Raw genomic sequence first — 22,642 nt, forward strand, 5'->3', positions numbered from 1 at the left:
AGAAAACCCTAGAATTTTAGTCAATCGTCTATCACCTATGCCGAACAGAACGATGTTTATCAACATAAACATGAACAGCAGTGTAACGGATAGCAAGAACCACGCCAGTTTTACTGGGTCTGCCCAGTGTGGCGGCGATGCAGATCGTCCATGATCTTGCTGTCCTCAGGCGTCGCCTCATCCTTATCGCCCGTCCGCCCGCGCAGACTGACTTTTTCATAGAGGCGGCGCGTCAGGTCCCCGACAGTGGCGTTGTCGGCAAGGCTGCTGAGAGGAATGTCAAAGCCGGTATTCTGCTCGAAATTCATCCCCAGCTCGACAGCCATCAAACTGTCCAGCCCGATATCCTTCAGCACGCTGTTCAGCCCGATGCTTTCCTTGGGCACCCGCAGCGTATCGGCAATTTCACCGGCAAGCACCGTAAACAGCACCTCCTGAGCCGCAGCTGGCGCCTTGCCATCAATCAGCGCCACCAGATCAATCTCGCCACCCTCACCGCTGCCAACATGCTGGTTACTGCGGCGCATGATCAGCGAAAACAAGGGTTCGTTGACCACGGCAAGCGAATGCGCAGCAGCCCAGTCGAATTCGGAAATCATCACCACAGCCGCATCGACGGAGCCGGTATCGGCGCTGATATAGCGCCCGACCGCCGACAGCGCATCGCGGGCATCCAGCGCCGTCTTTCCGATCCGTCGTCCAAGCCGTTCATTAACCTGCGCATTACGGGCCAGATAACCGGCATCGCCGATTGCTCCGAAGCCGACGGCAAGACCAGCCAGCCCCTCGGCGCGACGCGCCCGCGCCAAACCTTCCAGGAAGCCGTTGGCGGCGACATAATTGCCCTGGCCGGGATTGCCGACATAGGTGGTGATCGAGGAAAACAGAATGAAATTGTCGATCCCGTCCTGCCGGGTCAACCGGTCCAGAAGGGCTGCACCCTTGGCCTTGACGTCGATGACCGGCTGGTTGCGCACGCGCGTCAGGTTGGAGATGAAGGCATCATCCAGCACCATCGCCGCATGGATAACGGTCTTCAACGGCGCAATAGTGCGCAGCTCAGTCAAAAGCGCCGACAAGGCAGCTTCGCTGGTAACATCACAGCCACGAATATAGGCCGTTACGCCCTGCTTGGCCCAGCGGTCAACCACGGTTTGCGTCTCCGCATCAACCAGCCCGCGCCGCGTCGATAAGGCGATATGGCGCGCGCCCTGCTCTACCAGCCAATCGGCGGCGGCAAGGCCGAAACCGCCGATACCGCCGACCACCAGATGCATGCCATCCGCATCAACCACCATCCGGCGTGCCGACTTTACCGCCACGCGGTCACGACCCGCAACCGGCGGCAGCACGACGATCTTGCCGATATGGCCGGCATTCTGCATCAGGCGGAAGGCATCGCCGATCTCATCGTGTTCAAAGGCACGGAACGGCAGCGGCGTGAACACGCCCTGCTCGAACAGGCCACCGATTTCGGCCAGCATGCGGCGCGACAGATCGGGATGCAGGACCAGCAATTGGTCGGCGTCGATGCCGAAATAGCTGACATTGCGACGGAATGGCCGCAGGCCGATCTTGCTGTCGGCGTAATAATCGCGCTTGCCAAGCTCAAGGAAACGCCCGAACGGCTTAACCAGCGACAGGGATTTTTCCATCGCCTCGCCAAACAGCGAGTTCAACACCAGATCGACACCTTCGCCGCCGGTCACGTCAAGCACATCGCCGACAAAACCGAGCGAGCGGCTGTCGAACACATGGTCCGCCCCCAGCGTTTCCAGGAAACGCCGCTTTTCTTCTGTGCCAGCCGTGGCAATGATCTTGGCACCGAAATGCCGGGCGACCTGCAAGGCTGCAAGCCCAACGCCGCCAGCGGCACCGTGAATGAGGATGGTTTCGCCCGGGCGCACCCGCCCAAGCTCATGGATGGCATAATAGGCGGTCAGGAAGACCACCGGAATGGTCGCCGCCGATACCGGGTCCACGCCATCCGGCAGCTTCGCCACGCCAGCCCGCTCAACCTTGACATGGGTGCCGAAAGCCGCAGCGGCGATTGCCATCACCTTGTCGCCGAGGGCAAGATCGCTCACCTTGGCGCCCACAGCGACCACCTCACCGGCAAATTCCATGCCGATAGAGGCCCCGGCAAAGCCGTCCTCAAGCGCTTCTTCCGGCAGCAGGCCCATGGCCCACATCACGTCGCGGAAATTCAAGCCTGTCGCTGCGGTCTTTACCAGCACTTCGGTCGGGCCGATGACTGGGACCGGGCAGCTTTCCCAGCGAATGCTGGCGACCTGCGACGGCACCTGCTGGCGAATGACTGCCGCCTCAAAAGCATCCGTACGCTGCGCCGTCAGCGAGGCAGGACCAGGCACGGCACGAATCTCAGCCATCCGCCCGGTTTCCGGCTCCACCAGCCATTCGCGGTTGTCGCCCTTGGCGGCCAGCAGGCGCATGCCCCAGTCCAGCATGATTTCCAGCGTATTGCTGGAGGGGCCGGTATCGACGACCTGCATGTCGAAAAGATCGAACTCATTGCGCAACACACGGGCAAAGGCCCAAAGGCCTGCATTGACAGGCCCGGCGTGACTGGAGCGGGTCAAGTCCTTGCCGGTCATGCCGGTGACGGGCGCACCGCCGGGCAGAACCAGAGTGACCGGAAGCGCCCTCACAGCATCAGACGCTGATGCCGCAACATCGCCAAGCGCCATGGCCAGCGCACTAAGAGCGCCGACCCGGTCCTGCAACAGCAGCGATCCATCCGCAGCCGCATCGGTATCCGGCATCAGCCAGACCATTCCGCCCAAGGCTGATCCAGCCTTGCCCAGTGCGTCGGCCAGCATCGACCTGTCCGTTTCAAAGCTGCCTGACAGACACAGCAAAGACACCTGGGAACCACCAAGCGCTCTTGCTGCCGCCAAAAGCCGGGCAAGATCCGCAGTTTTTTCATGAACGATGATCACCGGCCCGCTGGCCACAACCTCGTCCACCGATCCACCGTCCTGACGCGTCGCATCATATGGCTCAGCCACGTCAGCCCGGCCCTGGGCTTCCGCCACGATAAGGCTACCGCCATCCACCTGCAATTGCCGGGCATGGGCCGCAGCAAAACCGGCCTGTTGCAGGGATTTCATCCAGTCTTCGCTACCGCCAAATCGGCCGAGCGGAAATTCCTCCGAAACCGTCCTGTCGAACCAGCCATCTAGTAGACCGAAGGCGAAATCATGCAACAAGCCGGGCGCTGGTTGCACGGCGACAAGGCGACGGGCCGAGGCCAAGGCGCCATGACTGAGCCGTGCCAGCATTTCACCATCCAGCAAGCGGCAAAGATCGGCATGGGCGCTGGCAATTAGATCGACCGGCGCTTTCAGCAGAGAAAGTTGGTCCAATCCCTTTGCGTCCACGACAGTGACGCGCGGATCAGCCTCGAAAGACAGTTCCAGATTACGGCGCAGGCCTGCCTCAGGCTCGTAAATCACCAGATTGCCGCCAGCCGCACGAACCAGATCGGCGAGCTTGCGGCTGAGATGAAGCGAGCTGGCGCCAAGCTCGACCACCAGCGGCGGCGCATCGGCATCCAGCGTCGAGAGACAGTCGACCACCGCCTTCAACAACACCCTATGACTCTCGGTGGCGAGCGTGGAATGAACGGCGAAATGGTCCAGCGTCGCTTCGCTGATCACCCCGTCCCAATCCGGAACCGCCTCCACAACACCTGCAGGTTGATCGAGCGATGCATTAACGGCTGTCAGCACGTCATTGATCATCACCAGTTCAACGGTGCGTTCCGGGAAATCCCGATAGAGTTCCCGGATCAGCTCGAAAGCGGGCGGAAGATCGCTGCCATCTTCAAGCATCCAGCTGCCATCCGCATACTGGGCAAAGCCGCTATCGGTCAGACTGTGCAGGGCATTGGTCAGGAACCGCCGCAACCGCACATCGCCCGGCAGATCGACCAGCGACACGCGCCGATCTTGACCGGCAAGGCGCTCGGCCAGCGCATAGAAGGCGCTGAGCACGCAGGCCTGGATCAGCACCGTGGCATTGTCCAGCTCACGCTCCTGACAGGCGAAAACATCGCCCAACGGTGCAACCAGGGCCACACCCTGATCTTTCACCAGGGGTAGGGCAATGGTTTCATAATGATAGGCAAGTCCGTCAAGCGTCTTATGCTGTTTCAGATAGGTGCGTCGGAACCGGCTATCGCTCAAGCTGGCGATCCGCTCGCCCGTCTCACCATAGAGATGAAAATTGGCTTTGATCGAACTATCACTGATCCGTTCGATCTCGATCACCGCCCGATGGACCGGGCTACCGAGAACCCGCGTGCGGACGCGTCCGAAACGCACGGGAATATAAGGCGCTCCGCCCTGTTCGCCGCTGAAGCGGCCAAACAGCGCCACCAACCCGTGGAACATCGCATCAACCGACATTGGGTTGAGATTATAGCGCAGCAACGGGTGGCCCGGCGCGGCTGCCGGCTTCAGGAACACTTCGACAAGCCGCTCGCCATGGCAGATCGCCTTTTCCAGCAATTGGAAGCGCGGCCCGTAATCCAGGCCGAAATTGCGCGCCGTCCGGTAGGCGGCAGATTTATCCAGCTCCGATGTCGGGCTGGACAGGTCGAAATCCACGGCATCGTCCAATTCGGAGGCCGTGAGCTTGCGAACCCGGGCAACCGCATTCACCGTCCAGTCGTCATCGCTCAGCCGCTCACGGGAGCGGATCTGGAGATCGCCGGTCGCGGCGGAAATCAGCGTGGAAAGTTCGATGATCCGGCTGTCGCTCAATTCCAGCGGTCGCATGATCTCGACATTGCTGATCTCCAGCTGGTCGGAGCCGAAATGCGCCTGCGCCGCCGAAATGGCAATTTCCACAAAACCACTGCCCGGCAAAATAGCGCGGCCATCGACCACATGTTCCGCCAGATCCGGAAACAGATGCGCGTCGAGATGGTTTTTCCAATGCCCGCCATTCAAATCGACTCGCCAGCCGCTTAACCGATAGGCCGTCTGGCCGAACCGGCCATAGAGATCGACGCGGTCGCTGGTCGGCTCCGGCCGCAGATCCGCCCGCTCGAAAGGCACGCCCGGCAGGACGATATCGGCGCGGCGCGGACCGAAGACCTTAGCCTCATCCACCTTGGCGCCACTGGCGACAGCGCGCGCCAAAGCCCGCGCCACCGGATCAACCGTCTCATCCAGAGCCTCACGGCTAAGGCTGGCACTGACGGCAACCGTCGAAGACACATGCTGCGCCGTTTCCGACACATAGCCGCCAAGGATCGCACGCGGAGAAATTTCAACGAATACACTGCAACCAAGCGCGATGGCCGCTTCCGTCGCCCCTTGGAACTGCACCGGCTGGCGGACATTCTTCCACCAGTAATCCGAGGTCAGCGCGGTGCCCTCCAGTTGCTCGCCCGTCACCGTGGAGATGAATGGAAGGGCGGTCTGGCGCGGGGTAATCAGCGGCGGATCGGCCGAAAAAGCAGCCTGCGCCTTATCGATCAGCGGATGATGGAAGGGATAATCAATGTCCAGCACCTGGGCTGGCACCCGCTGCTTGCGGGCATGTTCTCTCAGCGCCCGGACCGCGTCTTCACGACCAGACACGGTCACCGAATTGGGTGCATTGATCGCGGCAATCGTCAGGTCATCAAAGCCAAGCTCGGCCAGCATGGCGCGCGCATCGGCCTCGCCAAGTTTCAGGGCCGCCATCGTGCCTTCACCGGCCAACACCGCCTGATGCTGCGACCGTTTGGCGATCACACAGACGGCATCCTTCAGCGACAGCGCACCCGATACATAGGCGGCAGCAACTTCACCGACCGAATGACCGTAAACAGCATCCGGCACCAGACCGGCAAGTTGCAGCGCATCCGACAGCGAGGCCTGGATGGCAAACAGCATGGGCTGGGCAAGCCTGGTATCTTTCAATCGGGCTTCCAGATCCGGATCGGTCAGTGCCGCAACGAGGTCAAGGTCCGAATGCGCCGTAAACAGCGCGGCGATCCGCTCATAGCTCTCGCGGAATCGGGCATTTGCCCGGTAAGCATCGAGGCCCATGCCCGCCCATTGAGCGCCATTGCCAGAAAACACAAACGCGAGCTTACCGTTGCGCGACGAGGCTTCACCGATTTCGCCGCCGGTCTTCGCTGTGGCAAGCCGTTCCTGCACCGCCTTGACGATGGCATCCGCGCTGCCACTGGCAACGAAGCGGTGCCGGAGCGGCGCACGGTTGGAGGCGGCCGCCGAGATCAGGTCTTCCAGATCACCATCGCTGCCAGCTGCCGCAAAGGCCTTGTCGTAACTGTCCAGCAACGCTTTCAGGCTTTCCTGAGAATGGGCGCTGGCCATGAACAAGCGACCGGCACCGGCTGGATTAGCCGCGTCTTGCGCCAAATCAGGTCTCTGCGGATCGGCAATCACCACATGCGCATTGGCGCCGCCAAAGCCAAAGGAATTGATCCCGGCAAGGCGCGGCGCACCATCGCGTGCCAGTGCAACGGCCTGCGAGGCAACCCGGACGTTCAGTCCATCGAAATCAATTGTGTCATTTGGCTCGTTGAAATGCAGCGAGGCTGGCAGCAGGTCGTGCTGCAAGGCCATCATCGCTTTCATCACGCCAAGCAGGCCGGATGCGGGTTCGGCGTGGCCGATATTGGTCTTAATCGAGCCGATCCACACCGGTTCCTTGCGGCGCTGGCCGATGACCGTGCCAAGCGACCAGACTTCCGCGGGATCGCCGACCTTGGTGCCGGTGCCATGCCCTTCGATAAAGGCCAGCCGATCCGGGTCGAGACCATTGCCGTCATAGACGGCATGCAGCAGAACGGCCTGCGCCTCACGCGACGGCAGCGAAATGCCGTTGGTGCGCCCGGCCGCATTGGTGCCGCTGGCAACAATAGTCGCGTGGCTGCGGTCGCCTTCGCGCCGGGCCTTATCGCTAGAGCGCAGCACCAGCACGGCACCGCCTTCGGCGCGAACATAGCCAATACCGTCATTGGCATAGGCCTTGCACAAACCGTCTATCGACAGCATCCGCGCCTGCGCGAAGCCGACGAAAGGCAGGGGATGGACCAGCACGTTGACACCGGCAACAATGGCGGTGTCAACCTCGCCAGACGCAATCGCGCGCACCGCGTGATCGAGTGCGACCAGCGATGACGAACAGGCCGTATCGACCGTCATGCTCGGACCATTCAGGCCGAAGACATGCGAGATACGGTTGGAGACCACCGAGAGCGTATTGCCGGTCATGAAATGCGGACCGGGACCAGCCGGATCTTCCGCCGCCAGATTGGCATGGTCGAAACTGGAGGCGCCGACATAGACCGCGACATTCTGGCCAGCCAAACTGTTAGCGGGGATATTGGCGTCTTCCAGCGCCCGCCAGGTCAATTCCAGCAGGATGCGCTGCTGCGGGTCCATAAAAGCCGCCTCGCGCCGTGACATGCCAAACAGGGCGGGATCGAACTGATAGATTCCATCCATCACACCGGCAGCGAAGGTGTAATATTTTCCAGGCGTGCCGATTTCGGGATGCCAGTAGCGCGCAATATCCCAACGATCCCCGGGCAAGGTCGAGACAGTGCATGCGCCGGCACGCAAAAGATCAAACAACTCTTCGGGAGATCTTGCCCCCGGTGCCACGCAGGCACGCCCTATAATCTCTACTGTCATCTATTCGTACGGATCTCAACAGTTTAGCGAGGTCTGATAGCCTTTCAGATGTCCTCAGATATAATTATCCTTCACTTAGAGAAGCGACATAGGGGCGTCAATCAGGATTCACATAGGCAGGCCTCCGCCTCATGAAAGAAAAACGCCGGAAACTTATGGCGTAGAACGATTTTTTTTAACCTGATGAGACGTGGCAGCCAGAGAGAAACCCGCCCCGCAAACCACTTCGATCCTGCCGGATATGAGAGCGAAAACCCACATGCCCGTTCCGAATTTCCTCTTAAAATGAGCAGGTTATCCGATACCGTTCGTGCCTTTGTCCTCATGGACGATTTCGTCGTTTCTTGACAAAAAGGATGGCGGTTTTAGACCTTTGAAAGGACGCCGCCAAATTGCAATGTCGGTATCAACACCCACCTGAACAAACATTCCCAACAGGACGATACGATTCGTGACAGCGCAAACCCGGTCTGCGCTTGCAAATCTAATCGATTTAAGAGAGTTTTCGCGCATTCGGAGGAGTGCAGACATGCAGCAAGGATTTTTCACCAGGGAACGTCTGGCCGTTTCACTTCTGTTCCTGATGAACGGCTTCATTATCGGCTCATGGGCGCCCAAAGTGCCTGAATTTGCCCGCAATCTCGACCTGAGCGAAGCGCAGCTTGGTCTGATGATCCTCGTTCTGGGGCTCGGCTCGCTCGCCTGCATGCCGGTGGCTGGTGCCCAGATCGCCCGCTACGGCTCACGCCGGGTCACGCTCGCCTGCGCGCTGATATTTCTACCCACGCTGCTCCTGCTGACGGTTGCGCCCAATATTCCCTTGGCGGCCCTGGCGATTTTCCTGTTTGGCGGCTTCATGGGCGCCATGGATGTGGCGATGAATGCCAATGCGGTCGAGACAGAAAGACAGATGGGGCGCTCGATCATGTCGTCCTGCCATGCCTTCTGGAGCCTCGGCGGCCTGATTGGCGCCAGCATAGGCGGACCGCTGCTGGCCATGGCCGGATCGACGGTGCATAGCCTTGTCGCCACGGTCCTCGCCGCCCTGATGCTGTTTGCTGCCTGGCCGATCACCCTTCGCGACCAGCCCCATCCCGATGCCGAGCATCGCAGGGCGCGCCTGCCGATGACGCCGCTGCCCTGGCTTCTCGGCCTCGTCGCACTGTTTTGCATGATCCCGGAAGGTGCGGTGCTCGACTGGGGTGCTTTTTATCTGCGCAATGAACTGGGCGGCTCCATTGCCACCTCAAGCTATGCCTATGCCGGCTTCTCCTTGACCATGGCGATCATGCGCTTTGCCGGCGACATCGTCCGCGACCGGCTGGGGGCGGTGACAACCATGCGGATTTGCGCCCTGATCGCCATGATCGGCACGGCCATTTCCGGCTTTGCTGCCGATCCATGGACCGCCGTCATCGGCTTTGCCATCATGGGTATCGGCATTTCCAACCTGGTTCCCATCGCCTTTTCCGCCGCTGGCAACCTGCCGGGCATGGCGCCGGGCGTCGGCCTGTCGGTGGTCAGCGCCATGGGCTATTCGGGTATTCTGGTGGCCCCATCGCTGATCGGTTTCGTCGCCGAGCATACGTCACTGGCGCTGGTGTTTCGCGTGCTCCCAGTGCTGATTCTGGTTGCCTTGCTGCTCTCCGGCCTTGCCCGGCATGCCGACCGGCCCCAAGTTTGATCGACACAAGCCGCTGTCACGATGTTGACAAGCGAACATGATTGATCCACCTGAAAGCGAATTATCCGCAAGATCGGGATGACCACCATGGCGCCAGCCGAAGACTTTGACCCGAAACCACGCCGCGCATCCGTGGCCGTCGATGTCGGCGGCGTCATTGTCGGGGGCGGCGCGCCTGTCGTCGTCCAGTCGATGACCAATACCGATACCGCCGATATCGACGGCACGGTGGCGCAGGTCGCAGCCCTGCATAAAGCCGGATCGGAAATCGTCCGCATCACCGTGGACCGCGACGAGAGTGCGGCTGCCGTGCCGAAAATCCGCGACCGTCTGGAGCGGCTCGGCCTTGATGTCCCTCTGATCGGCGACTTTCACTATATCGGCCACAAGCTTCTGGCCGATCATCCAGCCTGTGCCGAGGCGCTGGCCAAATACCGGATCAATCCGGGCAATGTCGGCTTCAAGGACAAGAAGGACAAGCAGTTTGCCGATATCATCGAGATGGCGATCCGCTATGACAAGCCAGTGCGGATCGGCGTCAACTGGGGCTCGCTCGACCAGGAACTGCTGACCCAGTTGATGGACGAGAACCAGGCCAAGGGCTTTCCGCTCTCGGCCCGGCAGGTAACACGTGAAGCGATCTGCCAATCGGCGCTTCTGTCTGCCGAACTGGCCGAAGAGATCGGCCTTTCGCGCAACCGCATCATCCTGTCGGCCAAGGTCAGCCAGGTGCAGGATCTGATCGCTGTCTACTCCATGCTGGCCTCGCGCTCCGACCATGCGCTACATCTGGGCCTGACGGAAGCGGGCATGGGCTCGAAAGGCATCGTCGCCTCATCGGCGGCCATGGGCTATGTGCTGCAACAGGGCATCGGCGACACCATTCGCGTTTCGCTGACGCCAGAGCCGAACGGCGACCGGACCCGCGAAGTGCAGGTGGCACAGGAACTGTTGCAGGTCATGGGCTTTCGCCAGTTCATCCCGGTCGTTGCGGCCTGTCCGGGCTGCGGGCGCACCACGTCTACGGTGTTCCAGGAACTGGCGCAGAAGATCCAGAGCGATATCCGCAAGAACATGCCGGTCTGGCGGGAAAAATATCCTGGTGTTGAAGGGCTGAATGTCGCGGTCATGGGCTGCATCGTCAATGGCCCGGGGGAAAGCAAGCATGCCGATATCGGCATTTCCCTGCCCGGCACCGGCGAAAACCCGGCGGCACCGGTGTTTATCGACGGTGAGAAGGCATTGACGTTGCGCGGTCCGAAAATCGCCGAGGATTTCGAGGCTCTGGTGATCGACTATATCGAAAAACGTTACGGTCAGCGGTCGGCAGCGGAGTAAGAGAGCCGTTCTGTCAGCAAGCAGTTCTGTAGCAGGTGGGATGTTTTCTTCATATTGCCGCAATTGCTATGTTCAGGATGAAATGAACCTACGGAGCCCTATCCCGATGCTGAAGAAATTCATCCTTCTTGCCCTGACTGCTACCTATCTGAGTGCCTGCACCACCACAGACCCCTATACGGGCGAACAGAAAATGTCGAACACCGCCGGTGGCGCGATGATTGGCGCGGGCCTGGGCGCGCTCGGCGGCCTGGCGGTCGGCGGCGGCGGCCACGGCAAGCGCAATGCCGCCCTGATCGGCGCTGGCATCGGTGCGCTGGCAGGCGGCGCCATTGGCAGTTACATGGACAATCAGGAAGCCGAACTGCGCGCCCAGCTTCAGGGCACCGGCGTGTCCGTCACCCGCCAAGGCGACCGGATCATCCTCAACATGCCGTCCAACATCACTTTCCCGACCGATCAGGATCAGGTGTTGCCGCCGTTCTATCCAACGCTGAATTCGGTCGCCATCGTGCTGAAAAAGTTCAACCGCACCCTGGTCGATGTCAACGGTCATACCGACTCGACCGGCGGCTTGCAGCACAATCAGGATCTGTCGCAGCGCCGCGCCGAATCGGTGCTGAACTATCTCGGCTCGCAGGGCGTCGATCCGCGCCGCATGTCGGCCATGGGCTTTGGCCCCAGCCAGCCGATTGCCACCAACGCCACGCCACAAGGCCGCGCTCAGAACCGTCGCGTCGAAGTGGCGATTTCGCCGCTCAAGGACAATTGATCGCAGCCAAGGCCGCAGCCCAGTCGAAACAAAGAAAGCCGCCGAAAGGCGGCTTTCTTGTTAAAGGCTGGCCTGTCACAAGCAGCCCTATCACAAGCTGGTTGTTAGCATTTTCACGCCCGCCGCACCGAACAGAAGCGCCAGAACGCCATCCACATAGCGCCTGCTGGCCCGATAGACATGCACGGCCCGGGCGGTCGAAAACACCAGAGCATAGCCGCAGAAGACTGAAAACCCGGTCACCAGACATCCACCGACCACGAGCACCACGGACCCCAGTGAGGCATCCACTGGCACGCCTAGAGAAATAATCGCCAGCCAACCGAAAATCGCTTTTGGATTGGTCAAGTGAATGAGATAGCCACGCAGAAAGATTGACCCATAACGGTCCCGCTTGACCGCCTCGACCTGCTCCCCGGCAGGCTGTTGTTTTCGCAAGGCAGACACTCCGGCCTTGATGGCGAGATAGAAAAGATAAAGCCCGCCGGCGATTTTCAACAGGATGAGGGCCTGGCCGTAATGATGCAGCAACGCGGCAAGGCCAAAGGACGCAGCCATGGCCCAGGTAAAAGAACCTGCAAATATGCCAAGCGCAATTACCAGACCCGACCGGCGCCCTTGCGATATGGCCGTCGAGATAATCGCCATATTGGCCGGGCCGGGACTGATCACCGCCACCAGATAGACGAGATAGGCGGAGAAAAACGGCGCAAAATGATCGGCAATCATGTCAGGCGCTTTCAGGAGAGAATAACGGTCCCTGAGCCCTAAAACATCAAACCGCAATCCGCACCTGAAAACCTGTCACAGTGGCAATTCAATTCTTGCGATTGGCGACAAAACGGGCGGCAGCCATCAACACTGCGGCGCGTTCGCCATAGGGAGACAGCAACGCGACCGCCTGATCGACCAGCCGATCCAGCTCGGCTTCCGCCCAGGCCTGGCCCTTGAGGGCGACGAGTGTCCCCTTGCCGCGCCCGGCATCCTTGCCCGTCGCCTTGCCCATGGTCGCAGCATCAGCCGTCAAATCGAGGAGATCGTCGGCAAGCTGGAAAGCCCGACCGATCAACTCGCCGAACTGGCGAAGCCGCTCCCGGTCCTCGTTCGATGCCCCGGCAATCACTGGTCCAGCCTCGCAGGCGAAGCGCAACAGTGCGCCGGTTTTCATCGCCTGCAATGTGACGATGCCGACCTCGTCCGGAGCGTGTTTCTCCGCGGCCAGATCCAGCGCCTGCCCGCCCGCCATGCCGCCAAGCCCGGCAGCCCGCGCCAACGCCAGAACCAGCGCGGTCTTGGCAGCGTCCGGCAATGTGGTTTGTGGTGAGGCAATGATCTCAAAGGCAAAAGTCAGCAGGCTGTCACCGGCCAGAATGGCCGTCGCCTCGTCAAAGGCGATATGCACAGTTGGCTGGCCACGACGCAGATCGTCGTCATCCATGGCGGGCAGATCATCATGCACGAGAGAGTAGCAATGCAGGCATTCCAGCGCCGCTCCAACCCGCAAGGCGGCATCGTCCTGGCCATGAAATAGCCGAGCGCTTTCCACCACCAGAAATGGCCGTAGCCGCTTGCCGCCGTTCAGCACGGCATGGCGCATTGCCGCCAGCAATTGACCCGGCCTGGCGATTTCATCCGATAGAGGCTCAGGTTGCAAAAGCTCGGTCAGCAGCGCCTGGATGCGCGTGGCTGTATCGCGGAGATGATCGTCAAACATCGCATGCCTCAGGTTTGCCGGCTGCTCTTTGCCATGCGCCCCCAGAAGGTGCAAGATACAATGAGTATTGAGGACTATCTGTGGGGTATCGGTCCGCCAAATGGCCTTGGTCTAGCGCTTAGCCTTATTCACGGCTAAGAAAACAAATGCGCAAATCAAGCAGGCGTCGGGGCAGGTGACAGGATTGACGACGGACAACGCACCTGATGCTATCGACCCTCTGGACGCGACTGTGCCCGGACAAGACGAGCACCTCGACCAGGAGGGCGAAAAAGGAGACCGGCGGCTGGTGCTGCATCGAATAGCCAAGGCACTGCTTGCTGTTGCCCTTTTGCCTTTCGCACTGATGGCGCTCTATCTGCTGCCCTTCATTCACCCCCCTTCCACCTTGATGCTGGCCGATCTCGTTGTGTTTCGTGGCTATGACCGGCAATGGGTGCCGCTGGAGCGCATATCGCCGAACCTGATCCGCGCGGTGATGATGTCGGAGGACGGGCAATTCTGTAGCCATAGCGGCGTTGACTGGGTGCAGATGCGCTCGGTGATCGACGATGCGCTGGACGGCGAGGAAACCCGTGGCGCCAGCACCATCACCATGCAGACGGTGAAGAACCTGTTTTTGTGGAACAGCCGGTCCTTTATCCGCAAGGGCATGGAAATCCCCCTGGCACTGACCGCCGACAAGGTCTGGTCGAAACGCCGAACGATGGAGATTTACCTCAATATCGCCGAATGGGGTCCTGGAATTTACGGCGCTGAGGCCGCAGCACTCCACCATTTCAAAATCCCCGCCGCCCGGCTTTCAGCCCGTCAGGCCGCCCTGCTCGCCGTTTCGCTGCCAAATCCCATCGACCGGAATGCCGGTAAACCGGGCCCCGGTCTACGACGGCTCGCTGCCATGGTGGAGCGCCGCGCCCGGGGTGCCGATCCATATATCAGCTGCATTGATAAGTGATGTCAAAACTTGGCATTGGCTTTGAGCTGTATGCTCCGGTTAGAATTGCCGGACATTTCAGGAGATAAAACCGATGACGGACCTAACCCTTTATATTGCCAATAAGAATTATTCCTCCTGGTCGTTCCGGCCCTGGATCGCTCTGACCGCAGCCGGGATCGACTTCAAAGAGGTGCTGATCCGCTTCGACTTTCCAGCCGGCAATCCGGGCATCAAGGCGATATCCCCGACCGGCCAGGTGCCAGTCCTTGTGCATGGGGATGTGAAGGTCTGGGAATCGCTGGCCATTATCGAATATGCTGCGGAGCTTTTCCCCAATGCCGGTATCTGGCCATCGGCGCAGTCGGACCGGGCTGTTGCTCGAGCAATTTCGCTCGAAATGCTGGCTGGCTTCCGGGCCTTGCGCAATGCCTGCCCGATGAATTTCCGTCGCCCGCCACAGGCGCTTGCCTTCAGCCCTGAGACACAGGCAGCCGTGATGGCGGATGTCTCCCGCATCGAAACCATCTGGCGCGAGCAATTGGCCCGTTCCGGCGGTCCTTTCCTGTTTGGTGCCTTCAGCGCTGCGGATGCCATGTATGCACCTGTGGTCAACCGTTTTTCAGCCTATCAACTGACCTCTGATCCGGTTAGTCTTGCCTATATGGATCGCATGCAGGCCCATCCCGCCTGGATCAAGTGGCGCGATGCTGCCCTGGCCGAACCCTGGATCGTGCCGGAGGACGAAGCCTGAACCGATTGCTCGATGCCTGCAAAGGCCGGGCAGAGGCGACGTTTTGCGACCGCACGATGTCAAAAAAATCCCGCCGGGGACTGGTCAAACCCCTGGGCGGCATGTATAAGGCCGCCAAATTCGAAGATCGGATGAGTGATTGTGCGGCTCCAAAAGGGCCGTTTCATCGGTTTTCGACCGTCACGTGGAGTAATTGAAATGGCTGTACCAAAAAGAAAAACAAGCCCGTCCAAGCGCGGTATGCGCCGTTCTGCCGACGGTCTGAAGGCTCCGACCTATGTCGAAGACAAGAATTCCGGCGAACTGCGCCGTCCGCACCATATCGACCTGAAGACCGGCATGTATCGCGGCCGTCAGGTTCTGACGCCGAAGGAAAGCGCATAAGCGCTTTTTCTATCTGACTATATAAAAAAGGCCGGTTTTTCCGGCCTTTTTCTTTGCCATTTTTTGATTAAACCGCCTGCTTGCAGCGTCTTTTACAGATATTACAAACCGCGCGGTGCAGGAAAACACCCCTGCACAACGCCGTTGCGGCACCAGTTGTCAGAGCTTATCGAGCTTGGTTTGCAGATTGCGCAACTGCTCCTTCAGATCGTCGATATCCTTGGTTTCCGGCCGCTTCGTCTCGCGTGCTGGCGTCGGCGTCATGAAGGGCGAAAACATCTGCATGGCCTGATGGAACATCTCGGTATTGCGCTTGACCTGCTCCTCCATCAGCTGGATCGGCGCCTGTAAATTCTTGGCAAGCGGTGTCTCACCAAAAGCGCGGGTCATCTGGTCGCGCATCTGGGATTGCTGCTCGGTAAAGGCTTTCATCGAATGTTCGAGAAAGCTTGGCACCACCATCTGCATCTGATCGCCATAATAGCTGATCAACTGGCGCAGGAAGGAAATCGGCAGCAACGTATTGGTGGTCTTGGCTTCCTGCTCGAAAATAATCTGGGTCAGGACAGAATGGGTAATATCCTCGCCGGATTTTGCATCCTGCACGGTGAACTCCTCGCCCTTTTTTACCATCTTGGCCAGATCTTCCAGCGTTACATAGGTACTGGTCCCCGTGTTGTAGAGGCGGCGATTGGCATATTTCTTAATGATGATTTCGCCATCGGTCTTGGCCATTGTGTCTCCTAACCCGGCTTATGTCGTTATTATTGCTCTTCCCTGAGAGGGAAGTGTAATCGCAAATCGACGGGCGTGACAATCTCTTTGTGCGTCGCGGGATTGCGCTATCGAAAGCAGCGATAGCCATCCGCTGAAATGCAACCAAAGACTGAAATTTCCCAATGCTTTGAGTTTGACTTCTCAGGGAAGCTTTGACAGTCTCAGCCGCAGCAAAGAACACTATCGAGGAGATACCCATGTCTACGCCTTCCATCGTCATTGCCAGCGCGGCTCGAACGGCAGTTGGCTCTTTCAACGGGGCATTTGCCAACGTTGCCGCGCATGATCTGGGTGCGACCGCGATCAAGGCCGTGCTGGAACGCGCCGGCATTGAGGCCGCCGAAGTCGACGAAGTGATCCTCGGCCAAATCCTGACCGCCGGCCAGGGCCAGAACCCCGCCCGCCAGGCCGCCATGAAGGCTGGCATTCCGCAGGAAAAAACTGCCTGGGGCCTAAACCAGCTCTGCGGCTCCGGCCTGCGCGCCGTGGCACTCGGCATGCAGCAGATCGCCACCGGCGACGCCTCCATCATCATTGCTGGCGGCCAGGAATCCATGTCGCTTGCTCCCCACTGCGCCCATTTGCGCGCCGGCACCAAGATGGGCGACATGAAAATGATCGACACCATGATCAAGGACGGCCTGACCGATGCCTTCTACGGCTATCACATGGGTGTCACCGCCGAAAATGTTGCCCGCCAGTGGCAGTTGACCCGCGATGAGCAGGACGCCTTTGCGGTTGCCTCGCAAAACAAGGCTGAAGCCGCCCAGGCCGCAGGTCGGTTCAAGGACGAAATCGTCCCGGTCACTGTGCCAGGCCGCAAGGGCGATGTGATCGTCGATGCCGATGAATATATCCGCGCAGGTGCGACCCTGGACAGCATGACCAAGCTGCGTCCCGCTTTCGACAAGGAAGGCACCGTCACCGCCGGGAATGCATCTGGCATTAATGACGGAGCCGCCGCCGCCCTGCTGATGACCGAAGCTGAAGCCGTCCGTCGCGGCATCCAGCCATTGGCGCGCATCGCCTCCTGGGCCACAGCTGGCGTCGATCCGAAGATCATGGGCACAGGTCCGATCCCCGCATCCCGCAAGGCGCTTGAAAAGGCTGGCTGGAGCGTGAACGATCTCGATCTCGTCGAGGCCAACGAAGCCTTTGCCGCCCAGGCCTGCGCCGTCAACAAGGATCTTGGCTGGGATACGTCAATCGTCAATGTCAATGGCGGCGCCATTGCCATCGGCCACCCGGTCGGGGCGTCTGGTGCCCGTATTCTCAACACCCTGCTGTTTGAAATGAAACGGCGCGGCGCAAAGAAGGGTCTGGCGACCCTGTGCATCGGTGGTGGCATGGGCGTTGCCATGTGCATCGAAGGTCTCTGAGCCTATCGAGCCAGAAGCCCGATGGGGAACCATCGGGCTTCTGATATCGTAAACGGTGAGGGTATCGCCTGATCGCCACCCTTTTCTTTTACCGGATGGAATCAACGGAACTGGTTTCAGCGGCGGACCGCATGCGCACCGCCAAGACAATAAACGAGCCGGGAACCGATCCGGCCATATTTTACCTGCATCATTCCAGTTCAATGTTTCCGGCGTCAAACCGTAGTGACTGGCGTTCTCTGTGTATTTCGCAGAAACACCCATTGAATTGGGGGATGTCACTCCTTGCCCCCTAGGGTAACGGAGAGACGTAACACAAGAAAACACTTATTGAGAGGAGACTGGAATGAGCAGGGTAGCTTTGGTAACCGGCGGAACACGTGGCATCGGCGCAGCAATTTCAACGGCATTGAAGGCAGCTGGATATACGGTTGCCGCCAATTATGCTGGCAATGACGAGGCCGCAAAGGCATTTGAAGCCGAAACCGGCATTCCGGTCTTTAAATGGGACGTCTCCTCCTACGAGGCTTGCAAGCAGGGCATTGCTACCGTCGAGGCGGCCCTCGGGCCGGTTGAAATCCTGGTCAACAACGCTGGCATTACCCGTGATGCCATGTTCCATAAAATGACGCCTGAGCAGTGGAACGATGTGATCGGCACCAATCTGAGCGGTCTGTTCAATGTCACCCACCCGGTCTGGACGGGCATGCGCGACCGCAGCTTTGGCCGCGTCATCAACATTTCCTCCATCAACGGCCAGAAGGGCCAGATGGGCCAAGCCAATTATTCTGCCGCCAAGGCTGGCGATCTCGGCTTTACCAAGGCGCTTGCCCAGGAAGGTGCGGCGAAGAATATTACCGTTAACGCCATTTGCCCGGGCTATATCGGCACGGAAATGGTCCGGGCGATCCCGGAAAAAGTCTTGAACGAGCGGATCATTCCGCAAATTCCAGTCGGACGCCTCGGCGAACCGGAGGAAATTGCCCGTATCGTGGTGTTTCTCGCGTCCGATGACGCCGGTTTCATCACCGGCTCAACGATTTCCGCCAATGGTGGCCAATTCTTCGTCTGACTGCATCGGCTTTGCTCCACCCGCTATTGCCTTATCCCAACAAACAAAAGCCGCCGGATCGCTCCGGCGGCTTTTCGCATTCAAATCTATGCCGCTTAGCGGCAGCGGCGCTCGTATTGGCGACCGTAACGGTCACGGTAAACGCAGTAGCCACGACGCTCTGTTGACTGGCCAATCAAAGCGCCAATCACACCACCGCCGACGGCACCCACCGCAGCACCACCAACCGAATTGGTAGCAACACCACCGATGACCGCGCCGGATGCTGCACCAATCGAGGCACCGCGCTCCGTCGGCGTACAAGACGCAATCATCGGCAAGAGCATGGCGACTGCAATCACTGTCTTTTTCATAAAAACTTCCTCTTCTTCCTGGCCTGGATAACCGTCAGATACGGCCCATAAGCAGCAGAATAATGATGATGACCACAACCAAACCCAAGCCGCCGGACGGACCATAGCCCCAGTTGCGGCTATGACCCCAAGTCGGAAGCGCCCCAAGCAGCAACAATATGAGGATGATGACGAGAATTGTGCCTAGCATGGTGTTTCCCTTTACTTTTCAGCATGTCTTAATTCATGTGACCCTATAATGATCCTGGTCCTGTATTGTTCCACCCGGTCTGCCCTTTCCTCTACAAGGCACTGTTTCAAACACCGGCACTGTTTTCGGTTGTAAGTGGCCTCCATCATCTTGCTCGCCTCAGGCCAGTGACCCACAAGATGAAGCTTGGAACAAAACATGAAAGAGGAGGAGTCAGTGATTCGTCGCCGATTCGTTCTTTAGCTGTTCCGAATCAAAGCCCGGCGCGCAAAACAACCAAAATACACCACAACCGGAGGTTATTTCCCTCCTATTCGCCTCTGGAACCGGAAAAGCAGCTCCAGGGCAATTCTTTTCTTGCCTTTGCGCCAAGGCATCGCCATGTGTGGTCCCGAAGGAAGATAGGCTGTTGCCATCTTCTTTTGACAGTGCAGTCCGGAGCGACGATTTGACTTCGCAACCCATGATCCTGAGCGGCCGCAGCGTGATTGCTGTGCTGGGGCCGACCAATACGGGCAAGACCCATTATGCCATCGAGCGCATGGTTGCCCATGGGTCAGGTATGATCGGCCTGCCTTTACGGCTGCTGGCGCGCGAAGTTTACACCAGGCTGGTCGAGCGGGTCGGCGCGGCGCATGTCGCCCTCATCACGGGCGAGGAAAAGATCACCCCGCCCAATACACGGTTTTCTGTCTGCACCGTCGAAGCGCTGCCGCGCGAGACCAAAGTCGCGTTCGTGGCCATTGATGAAATCCAGTTGGCGGGCGATCTCGAGCGCGGCCATATTTTTACCGACCGGCTTTTGCATCTGCGCGGACGCGAGGAAACCCTGTTGCTAGGCTCGGCGACCATGAAGCCGATCCTTCAGCATCTTCTGCCGGGTATTACTGTCGTTGAGCGTCCACGCCTGTCGCAGCTGTTTTATGCTGGCGAAAAGAAGATCACCCGGCTGCCGCAGCGCACGGCAATCGTCGCCTTCTCCGCCGACGAGGTGTATTCCATTGCCGAATTGATCCGTCGCCAGCGCGGCGGGGCGGCTGTGGTGCTCGGCGCACTCAGCCCGCGCACCCGCAATGCCCAGGTCGGCCTCTATCAGTCCGGCGATGTCGAATATCTTGTGGCGACCGATGCGATCGGCATGGGCCTGAACCTCGATGTCGATCATGTTGCCTTTGCCCAGGACCGCAAGTTCGATGGCTATCAGTTCCGCAATCTCAATCCCGGAGAACTGGGCCAGATTGCCGGGCGCGCCGGACGCCATCTGAAAGATGGCACGTTCGGCGTCACAGGACGGGTCGATCCCTTTGAGCCGGAACTGGTGGAACGGTTGCAAAGCCATCATTTCGATCCGGTCAAGGTGCTGCAATGGCGCACCGCCCAATTCGATTTTTCCTCGATTGCCAACCTGCGCCGCAGCCTCGATGCCGCCCCTAAGGTGGCGGGACTGGTGCGGGCGCTGCCAGCAATCGATCAGCAGGCGCTAGATTATCTGGCCCGCTATCCGGAAGTCCAGGACCTTGCTTCGTCGCCAAATCGCGTCTCGCTGCTGTGGGATGCCTGCGCATTACCGGATTATCGGCGAATTACCCCGGCACAACATGCCGATCTGATTCTTACCCTCTATTCCGACCTTGCCCGGCACGGTAGTGTGAACGAAGATTTCATGGCAGAGCAGGTGCATCGCTCCGACCGGACAGACGGCGAGATAGATACTCTTTCTGCGCGCATTGCGCAGATCCGAACTTGGACGTATGTGTCGAACCGGCCAGGTTGGCTTGCCGATCCGACACACTGGCAAGAAAAGACGCGGGAAATCGAAGATCGATTGTCTGACGCGTTACATGAAAGGTTGACGAAACGCTTTGTTGATCGCAGGACATCTGTGCTTATGAAGCGCTTGAGAGAGAATGGGATGCTGGAAGCTGAAATCAGTGTGAACGGTGATGTCTTCGTTGAGGGACATCACGTGGGCCAACTCTCCGGATTCCGGTTTACGCCGATCTCTGGAACCGAGGGGCCGGACGCCAAGGCGGTGCAAACTGCTGCCCAAAAGGCGCTTGGCCTGGAATTCGAAGCGCGGGCTGCAAGATTGCATGCTTCGGGCAATGGGGATCTGGCGCTCAGTTCCGACGGTCTCGTCCGGTGGCTGGGTGATCCCGTCGCCCGGCTGACCGGCTCGGATCACATCATGCGCCCCCGCATTCTGCTGCTGGCGGACGAACCGCTGAGCGGCAATGCGCGCGAGCACGTCGTCGCCCGCATCGAGCGCTTCGTCAATCATCATATCTCGACCATTCTGAAGCCACTCGACGATCTGTCGCGGGCCGAGGACTTGCAGGGCCTCTCCAAGGGATTGGCCTTCCAGCTGGTGGAAGGGCTTGGAATTCTGTTCCGCCGCGACGTCACCGAAGAGGTCAAGTCGCTGGACCAGGATGCACGCGCCTCCATGCGCCGCTACGGCGTGCGCTTCGGCGCCTATCACATCTTCATGCCAGCCCTGTTGAAGCCAGCACCGGCCGAGCTGATCACCCTGCTCTGGGCCTTGAAGAACGATGGCCTGGACAAGCCAGGCTATGGCGATCTCATTCCGGTTCTGGCCGCAGGCCGCACCTCAGTGGTGACTGATCCGAGCTTTGAGCGCAATTTCTATAAGCTGGCGGGCTTCCGCTTCCTGGGCAAGCGGGCCGTGCGCATCGATATTCTGGAGCGGTTGGCGGATCTGATCCGTCCATTGTTGCAATGGAAGCCGGGCACCACGCCGCGCCCGGACGGGGCTTACGATGGCCGCCGCTTCACCACTACCACGGCCATGCTCTCCATCCTCGGTGCGACACCCGATGACATGGAAGAAATCCTGAAAGGCCTCGGCTACCGCGCCGATGCGGTCAAGGCAGAAGAGGCCCAGGCCTTCCTTGGCACCCAGGATGACAAGCCTGCCGCAGCAGCTGCCAATGCACCAACGCAGACAGCCGAAAGCGTCGAAAAAACCGACGAAGACGATGCGGATCAGCATGGTGAAGCCTCAGCGACGGAAACTGTCGCTGCTGAACCGGCAGTGCTCGAGACCGTTCCAAATGCTGAGATCAGCGCCGAAGCAACGACAGAAGCATCGGCGGAGGTCAAAGAGGCCGAAGTTGCAGCGACCGAGGCTCCATCCGCTGACCTTCTTGCCAATCCGGAAGGACCAACCGAACCCAAGCCGGTTCTGCTGTGGCGTCCTGGTGGACGCAACGACAACCAGCGCCAGGCCGGACGTCCACAACAGGGCGACCGCCGTCCGCAGGGTGCAAAGCGCGCCCCGCAGCAGGGCGAGCAGAAGCCGGACGCTCGTACCGAAGGTGCCCGTACAGAAGGTGGACGTGACCGCGACGACAAGCGCCGCGAGGGTGGCCATCACGGCAAGCCCCGCGACCGGGACGGCAACCGCGACAAGCACGCAAACCGGGGCGACCGCGATGATCGCGGTCCGCGTAAAGACCGCGACAGGGACACAAAATCAACCCAGCCGCAGCGTTTCGAGGCAAAGCCGCCACGCAAGGAAAAGCCGATCGATCCGGATTCTCCTTTCGCCAAACTGGCTGCCTTGAAGGAGCAGATGAAGAAGTAAGC

General features: G+C 59.6%; 15 protein-coding genes. 9 read left to right on the forward strand and 6 right to left on the reverse strand.

The features are described 5' to 3' along the window. Nucleotides 1-110: 110 nt before the first annotated feature. Nucleotides 111-7,682 carry a type I polyketide synthase gene (locus AVI_RS17130; protein WP_015917554.1) on the reverse strand — a complete coding sequence of 2,524 codons (7,572 nt, stop codon included), beginning with the start codon at nucleotides 7,680-7,682 and terminating at the stop codon, nucleotides 111-113. Between the two features lie 529 nt (nucleotides 7,683-8,211). Between AVI_RS17130 and AVI_RS17140 the strand changes: the two genes are divergently transcribed. From AVI_RS17140 to AVI_RS17150, 3 genes are all read left to right on the forward strand, one after another. Then, nucleotides 8,212-9,366: an MFS transporter gene (locus AVI_RS17140; RefSeq protein WP_015917555.1), complete on the forward strand. Its 1,155-nt coding sequence runs from the start codon at nucleotides 8,212-8,214 to the stop codon at nucleotides 9,364-9,366. Nucleotides 9,367-9,453: 87 nt separating this feature from the next. Then, nucleotides 9,454-10,704: a flavodoxin-dependent (E)-4-hydroxy-3-methylbut-2-enyl-diphosphate synthase gene (gene ispG, locus AVI_RS17145; RefSeq protein ID WP_015917556.1), complete on the forward strand. Its 1,251-nt coding sequence runs from the start codon at nucleotides 9,454-9,456 to the stop codon at nucleotides 10,702-10,704. Nucleotides 10,705-10,810: 106 nt separating this feature from the next. Beyond that, nucleotides 10,811-11,476, forward strand: a complete 666-nt coding sequence (locus AVI_RS17150) for a YiaD family glycine zipper/OmpA-like lipoprotein (RefSeq protein ID WP_015917557.1) — start codon at nucleotides 10,811-10,813, stop codon at nucleotides 11,474-11,476. 90 nt (nucleotides 11,477-11,566) lie between these two features. On the opposite strand, the gene AVI_RS17155 is transcribed toward AVI_RS17150, so the two are convergent. Then, nucleotides 11,567-12,205, reverse strand: a complete 639-nt coding sequence (locus AVI_RS17155; RefSeq protein ID WP_015917558.1) for a LysE family translocator — start codon at nucleotides 12,203-12,205, stop codon at nucleotides 11,567-11,569. 88 nt (nucleotides 12,206-12,293) lie between these two features. Further along, complete coding sequence (locus AVI_RS17160; protein ID WP_041697267.1) at nucleotides 12,294-13,190, reverse strand: polyprenyl synthetase family protein; 897 nt, start codon at nucleotides 13,188-13,190, stop codon at nucleotides 12,294-12,296. A 286-nt stretch (nucleotides 13,191-13,476) separates the two neighbouring features. Between AVI_RS17160 and mtgA the strand changes: the two genes are divergently transcribed. The 3 genes from mtgA (at nucleotide 13,477) to rpmF (ending at nucleotide 15,262) form a co-directional block, all read left to right on the forward strand. Next, the gene (mtgA, locus tag AVI_RS17165) at nucleotides 13,477-14,145 is read left to right on the forward strand and encodes a monofunctional biosynthetic peptidoglycan transglycosylase (RefSeq protein ID WP_156753161.1); all 669 of its coding nucleotides are present in this window, start codon (nucleotides 13,477-13,479) and stop codon (nucleotides 14,143-14,145) included. A gap of 73 nt (nucleotides 14,146-14,218) precedes the next feature. Continuing rightward, nucleotides 14,219-14,878, forward strand: coding sequence for a glutathione S-transferase family protein (locus tag AVI_RS17170; protein ID WP_015917561.1), 660 nt, complete (start codon nucleotides 14,219-14,221; stop codon nucleotides 14,876-14,878). Nucleotides 14,879-15,076: 198 nt separating this feature from the next. After that, on the forward strand, nucleotides 15,077-15,262 hold the full coding sequence (gene rpmF / locus AVI_RS17175) for a 50S ribosomal protein L32 (protein ID WP_007604390.1): 186 nt from the start codon (nucleotides 15,077-15,079) through the stop codon (nucleotides 15,260-15,262). A 159-nt stretch (nucleotides 15,263-15,421) separates the two neighbouring features. On the opposite strand, the gene phaR is transcribed toward rpmF, so the two are convergent. Next, on the reverse strand, nucleotides 15,422-15,997 hold the full coding sequence (phaR, locus tag AVI_RS17180) for a polyhydroxyalkanoate synthesis repressor PhaR (protein ID WP_015917562.1): 576 nt from the start codon (nucleotides 15,995-15,997) through the stop codon (nucleotides 15,422-15,424). Nucleotides 15,998-16,236: 239 nt separating this feature from the next. On the opposite strand from phaR, the gene AVI_RS17185 reads away from it, so the two are divergent. Then, a complete protein-coding gene (locus tag AVI_RS17185; RefSeq protein ID WP_041697271.1) occupies nucleotides 16,237-17,418 on the forward strand; it encodes an acetyl-CoA C-acetyltransferase in 1,182 nt (393 codons plus the stop codon). A gap of 346 nt (nucleotides 17,419-17,764) precedes the next feature. Next, nucleotides 17,765-18,490 carry a beta-ketoacyl-ACP reductase gene (phbB, locus tag AVI_RS17190; RefSeq protein WP_015917564.1) on the forward strand — a complete coding sequence of 242 codons (726 nt, stop codon included), beginning with the start codon at nucleotides 17,765-17,767 and terminating at the stop codon, nucleotides 18,488-18,490. Nucleotides 18,491-18,585: 95 nt separating this feature from the next. Here the strand turns inward: phbB and AVI_RS17195 are convergent, their stop codons facing one another. Then, a complete protein-coding gene (locus tag AVI_RS17195; protein ID WP_041697274.1) occupies nucleotides 18,586-18,843 on the reverse strand; it encodes a YMGG-like glycine zipper-containing protein in 258 nt (85 codons plus the stop codon). A gap of 34 nt (nucleotides 18,844-18,877) precedes the next feature. Then, on the reverse strand, nucleotides 18,878-19,033 hold the full coding sequence (locus AVI_RS29700; RefSeq protein WP_015917565.1) for a DUF3309 family protein: 156 nt from the start codon (nucleotides 19,031-19,033) through the stop codon (nucleotides 18,878-18,880). A gap of 463 nt (nucleotides 19,034-19,496) precedes the next feature. Between AVI_RS29700 and AVI_RS17200 the strand changes: the two genes are divergently transcribed. Then, complete coding sequence (locus AVI_RS17200) at nucleotides 19,497-22,640, forward strand: helicase-related protein (protein WP_015917566.1); 3,144 nt, start codon at nucleotides 19,497-19,499, stop codon at nucleotides 22,638-22,640. The last annotated feature ends 2 nt before the right edge of the window (nucleotides 22,641-22,642 follow it).

This window comes from Allorhizobium ampelinum S4, assembly GCF_000016285.1.
Lineage (GTDB): Bacteria > Pseudomonadota > Alphaproteobacteria > Rhizobiales > Rhizobiaceae > Allorhizobium > Allorhizobium ampelinum.

Bases quoted from the DNA above. Each gene is read 5' to 3' on its own strand.
- AVI_RS17130 (WP_015917554.1), bottom strand. From the start codon at position 7,682: ATGACAGTAGAGATTATAGGGCGTGCCTGCGTGGCACCGGGGGCAAGA.
- AVI_RS17140 (WP_015917555.1), top strand. From the start codon at position 8,212: ATGCAGCAAGGATTTTTCACCAGGGAACGTCTGGCCGTTTCACTTCTG.
- ispG (WP_015917556.1), top strand. From the start codon at position 9,454: ATGGCGCCAGCCGAAGACTTTGACCCGAAACCACGCCGCGCATCCGTG.
- AVI_RS17150 (WP_015917557.1), top strand. From the start codon at position 10,811: ATGCTGAAGAAATTCATCCTTCTTGCCCTGACTGCTACCTATCTGAGT.
- AVI_RS17155 (WP_015917558.1), bottom strand. From the start codon at position 12,205: ATGATTGCCGATCATTTTGCGCCGTTTTTCTCCGCCTATCTCGTCTAT.
- AVI_RS17160 (WP_041697267.1), bottom strand. From the start codon at position 13,190: ATGTTTGACGATCATCTCCGCGATACAGCCACGCGCATCCAGGCGCTG.
- AVI_RS17170 (WP_015917561.1), top strand. From the start codon at position 14,219: ATGACGGACCTAACCCTTTATATTGCCAATAAGAATTATTCCTCCTGG.
- rpmF (WP_007604390.1), top strand. From the start codon at position 15,077: ATGGCTGTACCAAAAAGAAAAACAAGCCCGTCCAAGCGCGGTATGCGC.
- phaR (WP_015917562.1), bottom strand. From the start codon at position 15,997: ATGGCCAAGACCGATGGCGAAATCATCATTAAGAAATATGCCAATCGC.
- AVI_RS17185 (WP_041697271.1), top strand. From the start codon at position 16,237: ATGTCTACGCCTTCCATCGTCATTGCCAGCGCGGCTCGAACGGCAGTT.
- phbB (WP_015917564.1), top strand. From the start codon at position 17,765: ATGAGCAGGGTAGCTTTGGTAACCGGCGGAACACGTGGCATCGGCGCA.
- AVI_RS17195 (WP_041697274.1), bottom strand. From the start codon at position 18,843: ATGAAAAAGACAGTGATTGCAGTCGCCATGCTCTTGCCGATGATTGCG.
- AVI_RS29700 (WP_015917565.1), bottom strand. From the start codon at position 19,033: ATGCTAGGCACAATTCTCGTCATCATCCTCATATTGTTGCTGCTTGGG.
- AVI_RS17200 (WP_015917566.1), top strand. From the start codon at position 19,497: ATGATCCTGAGCGGCCGCAGCGTGATTGCTGTGCTGGGGCCGACCAAT.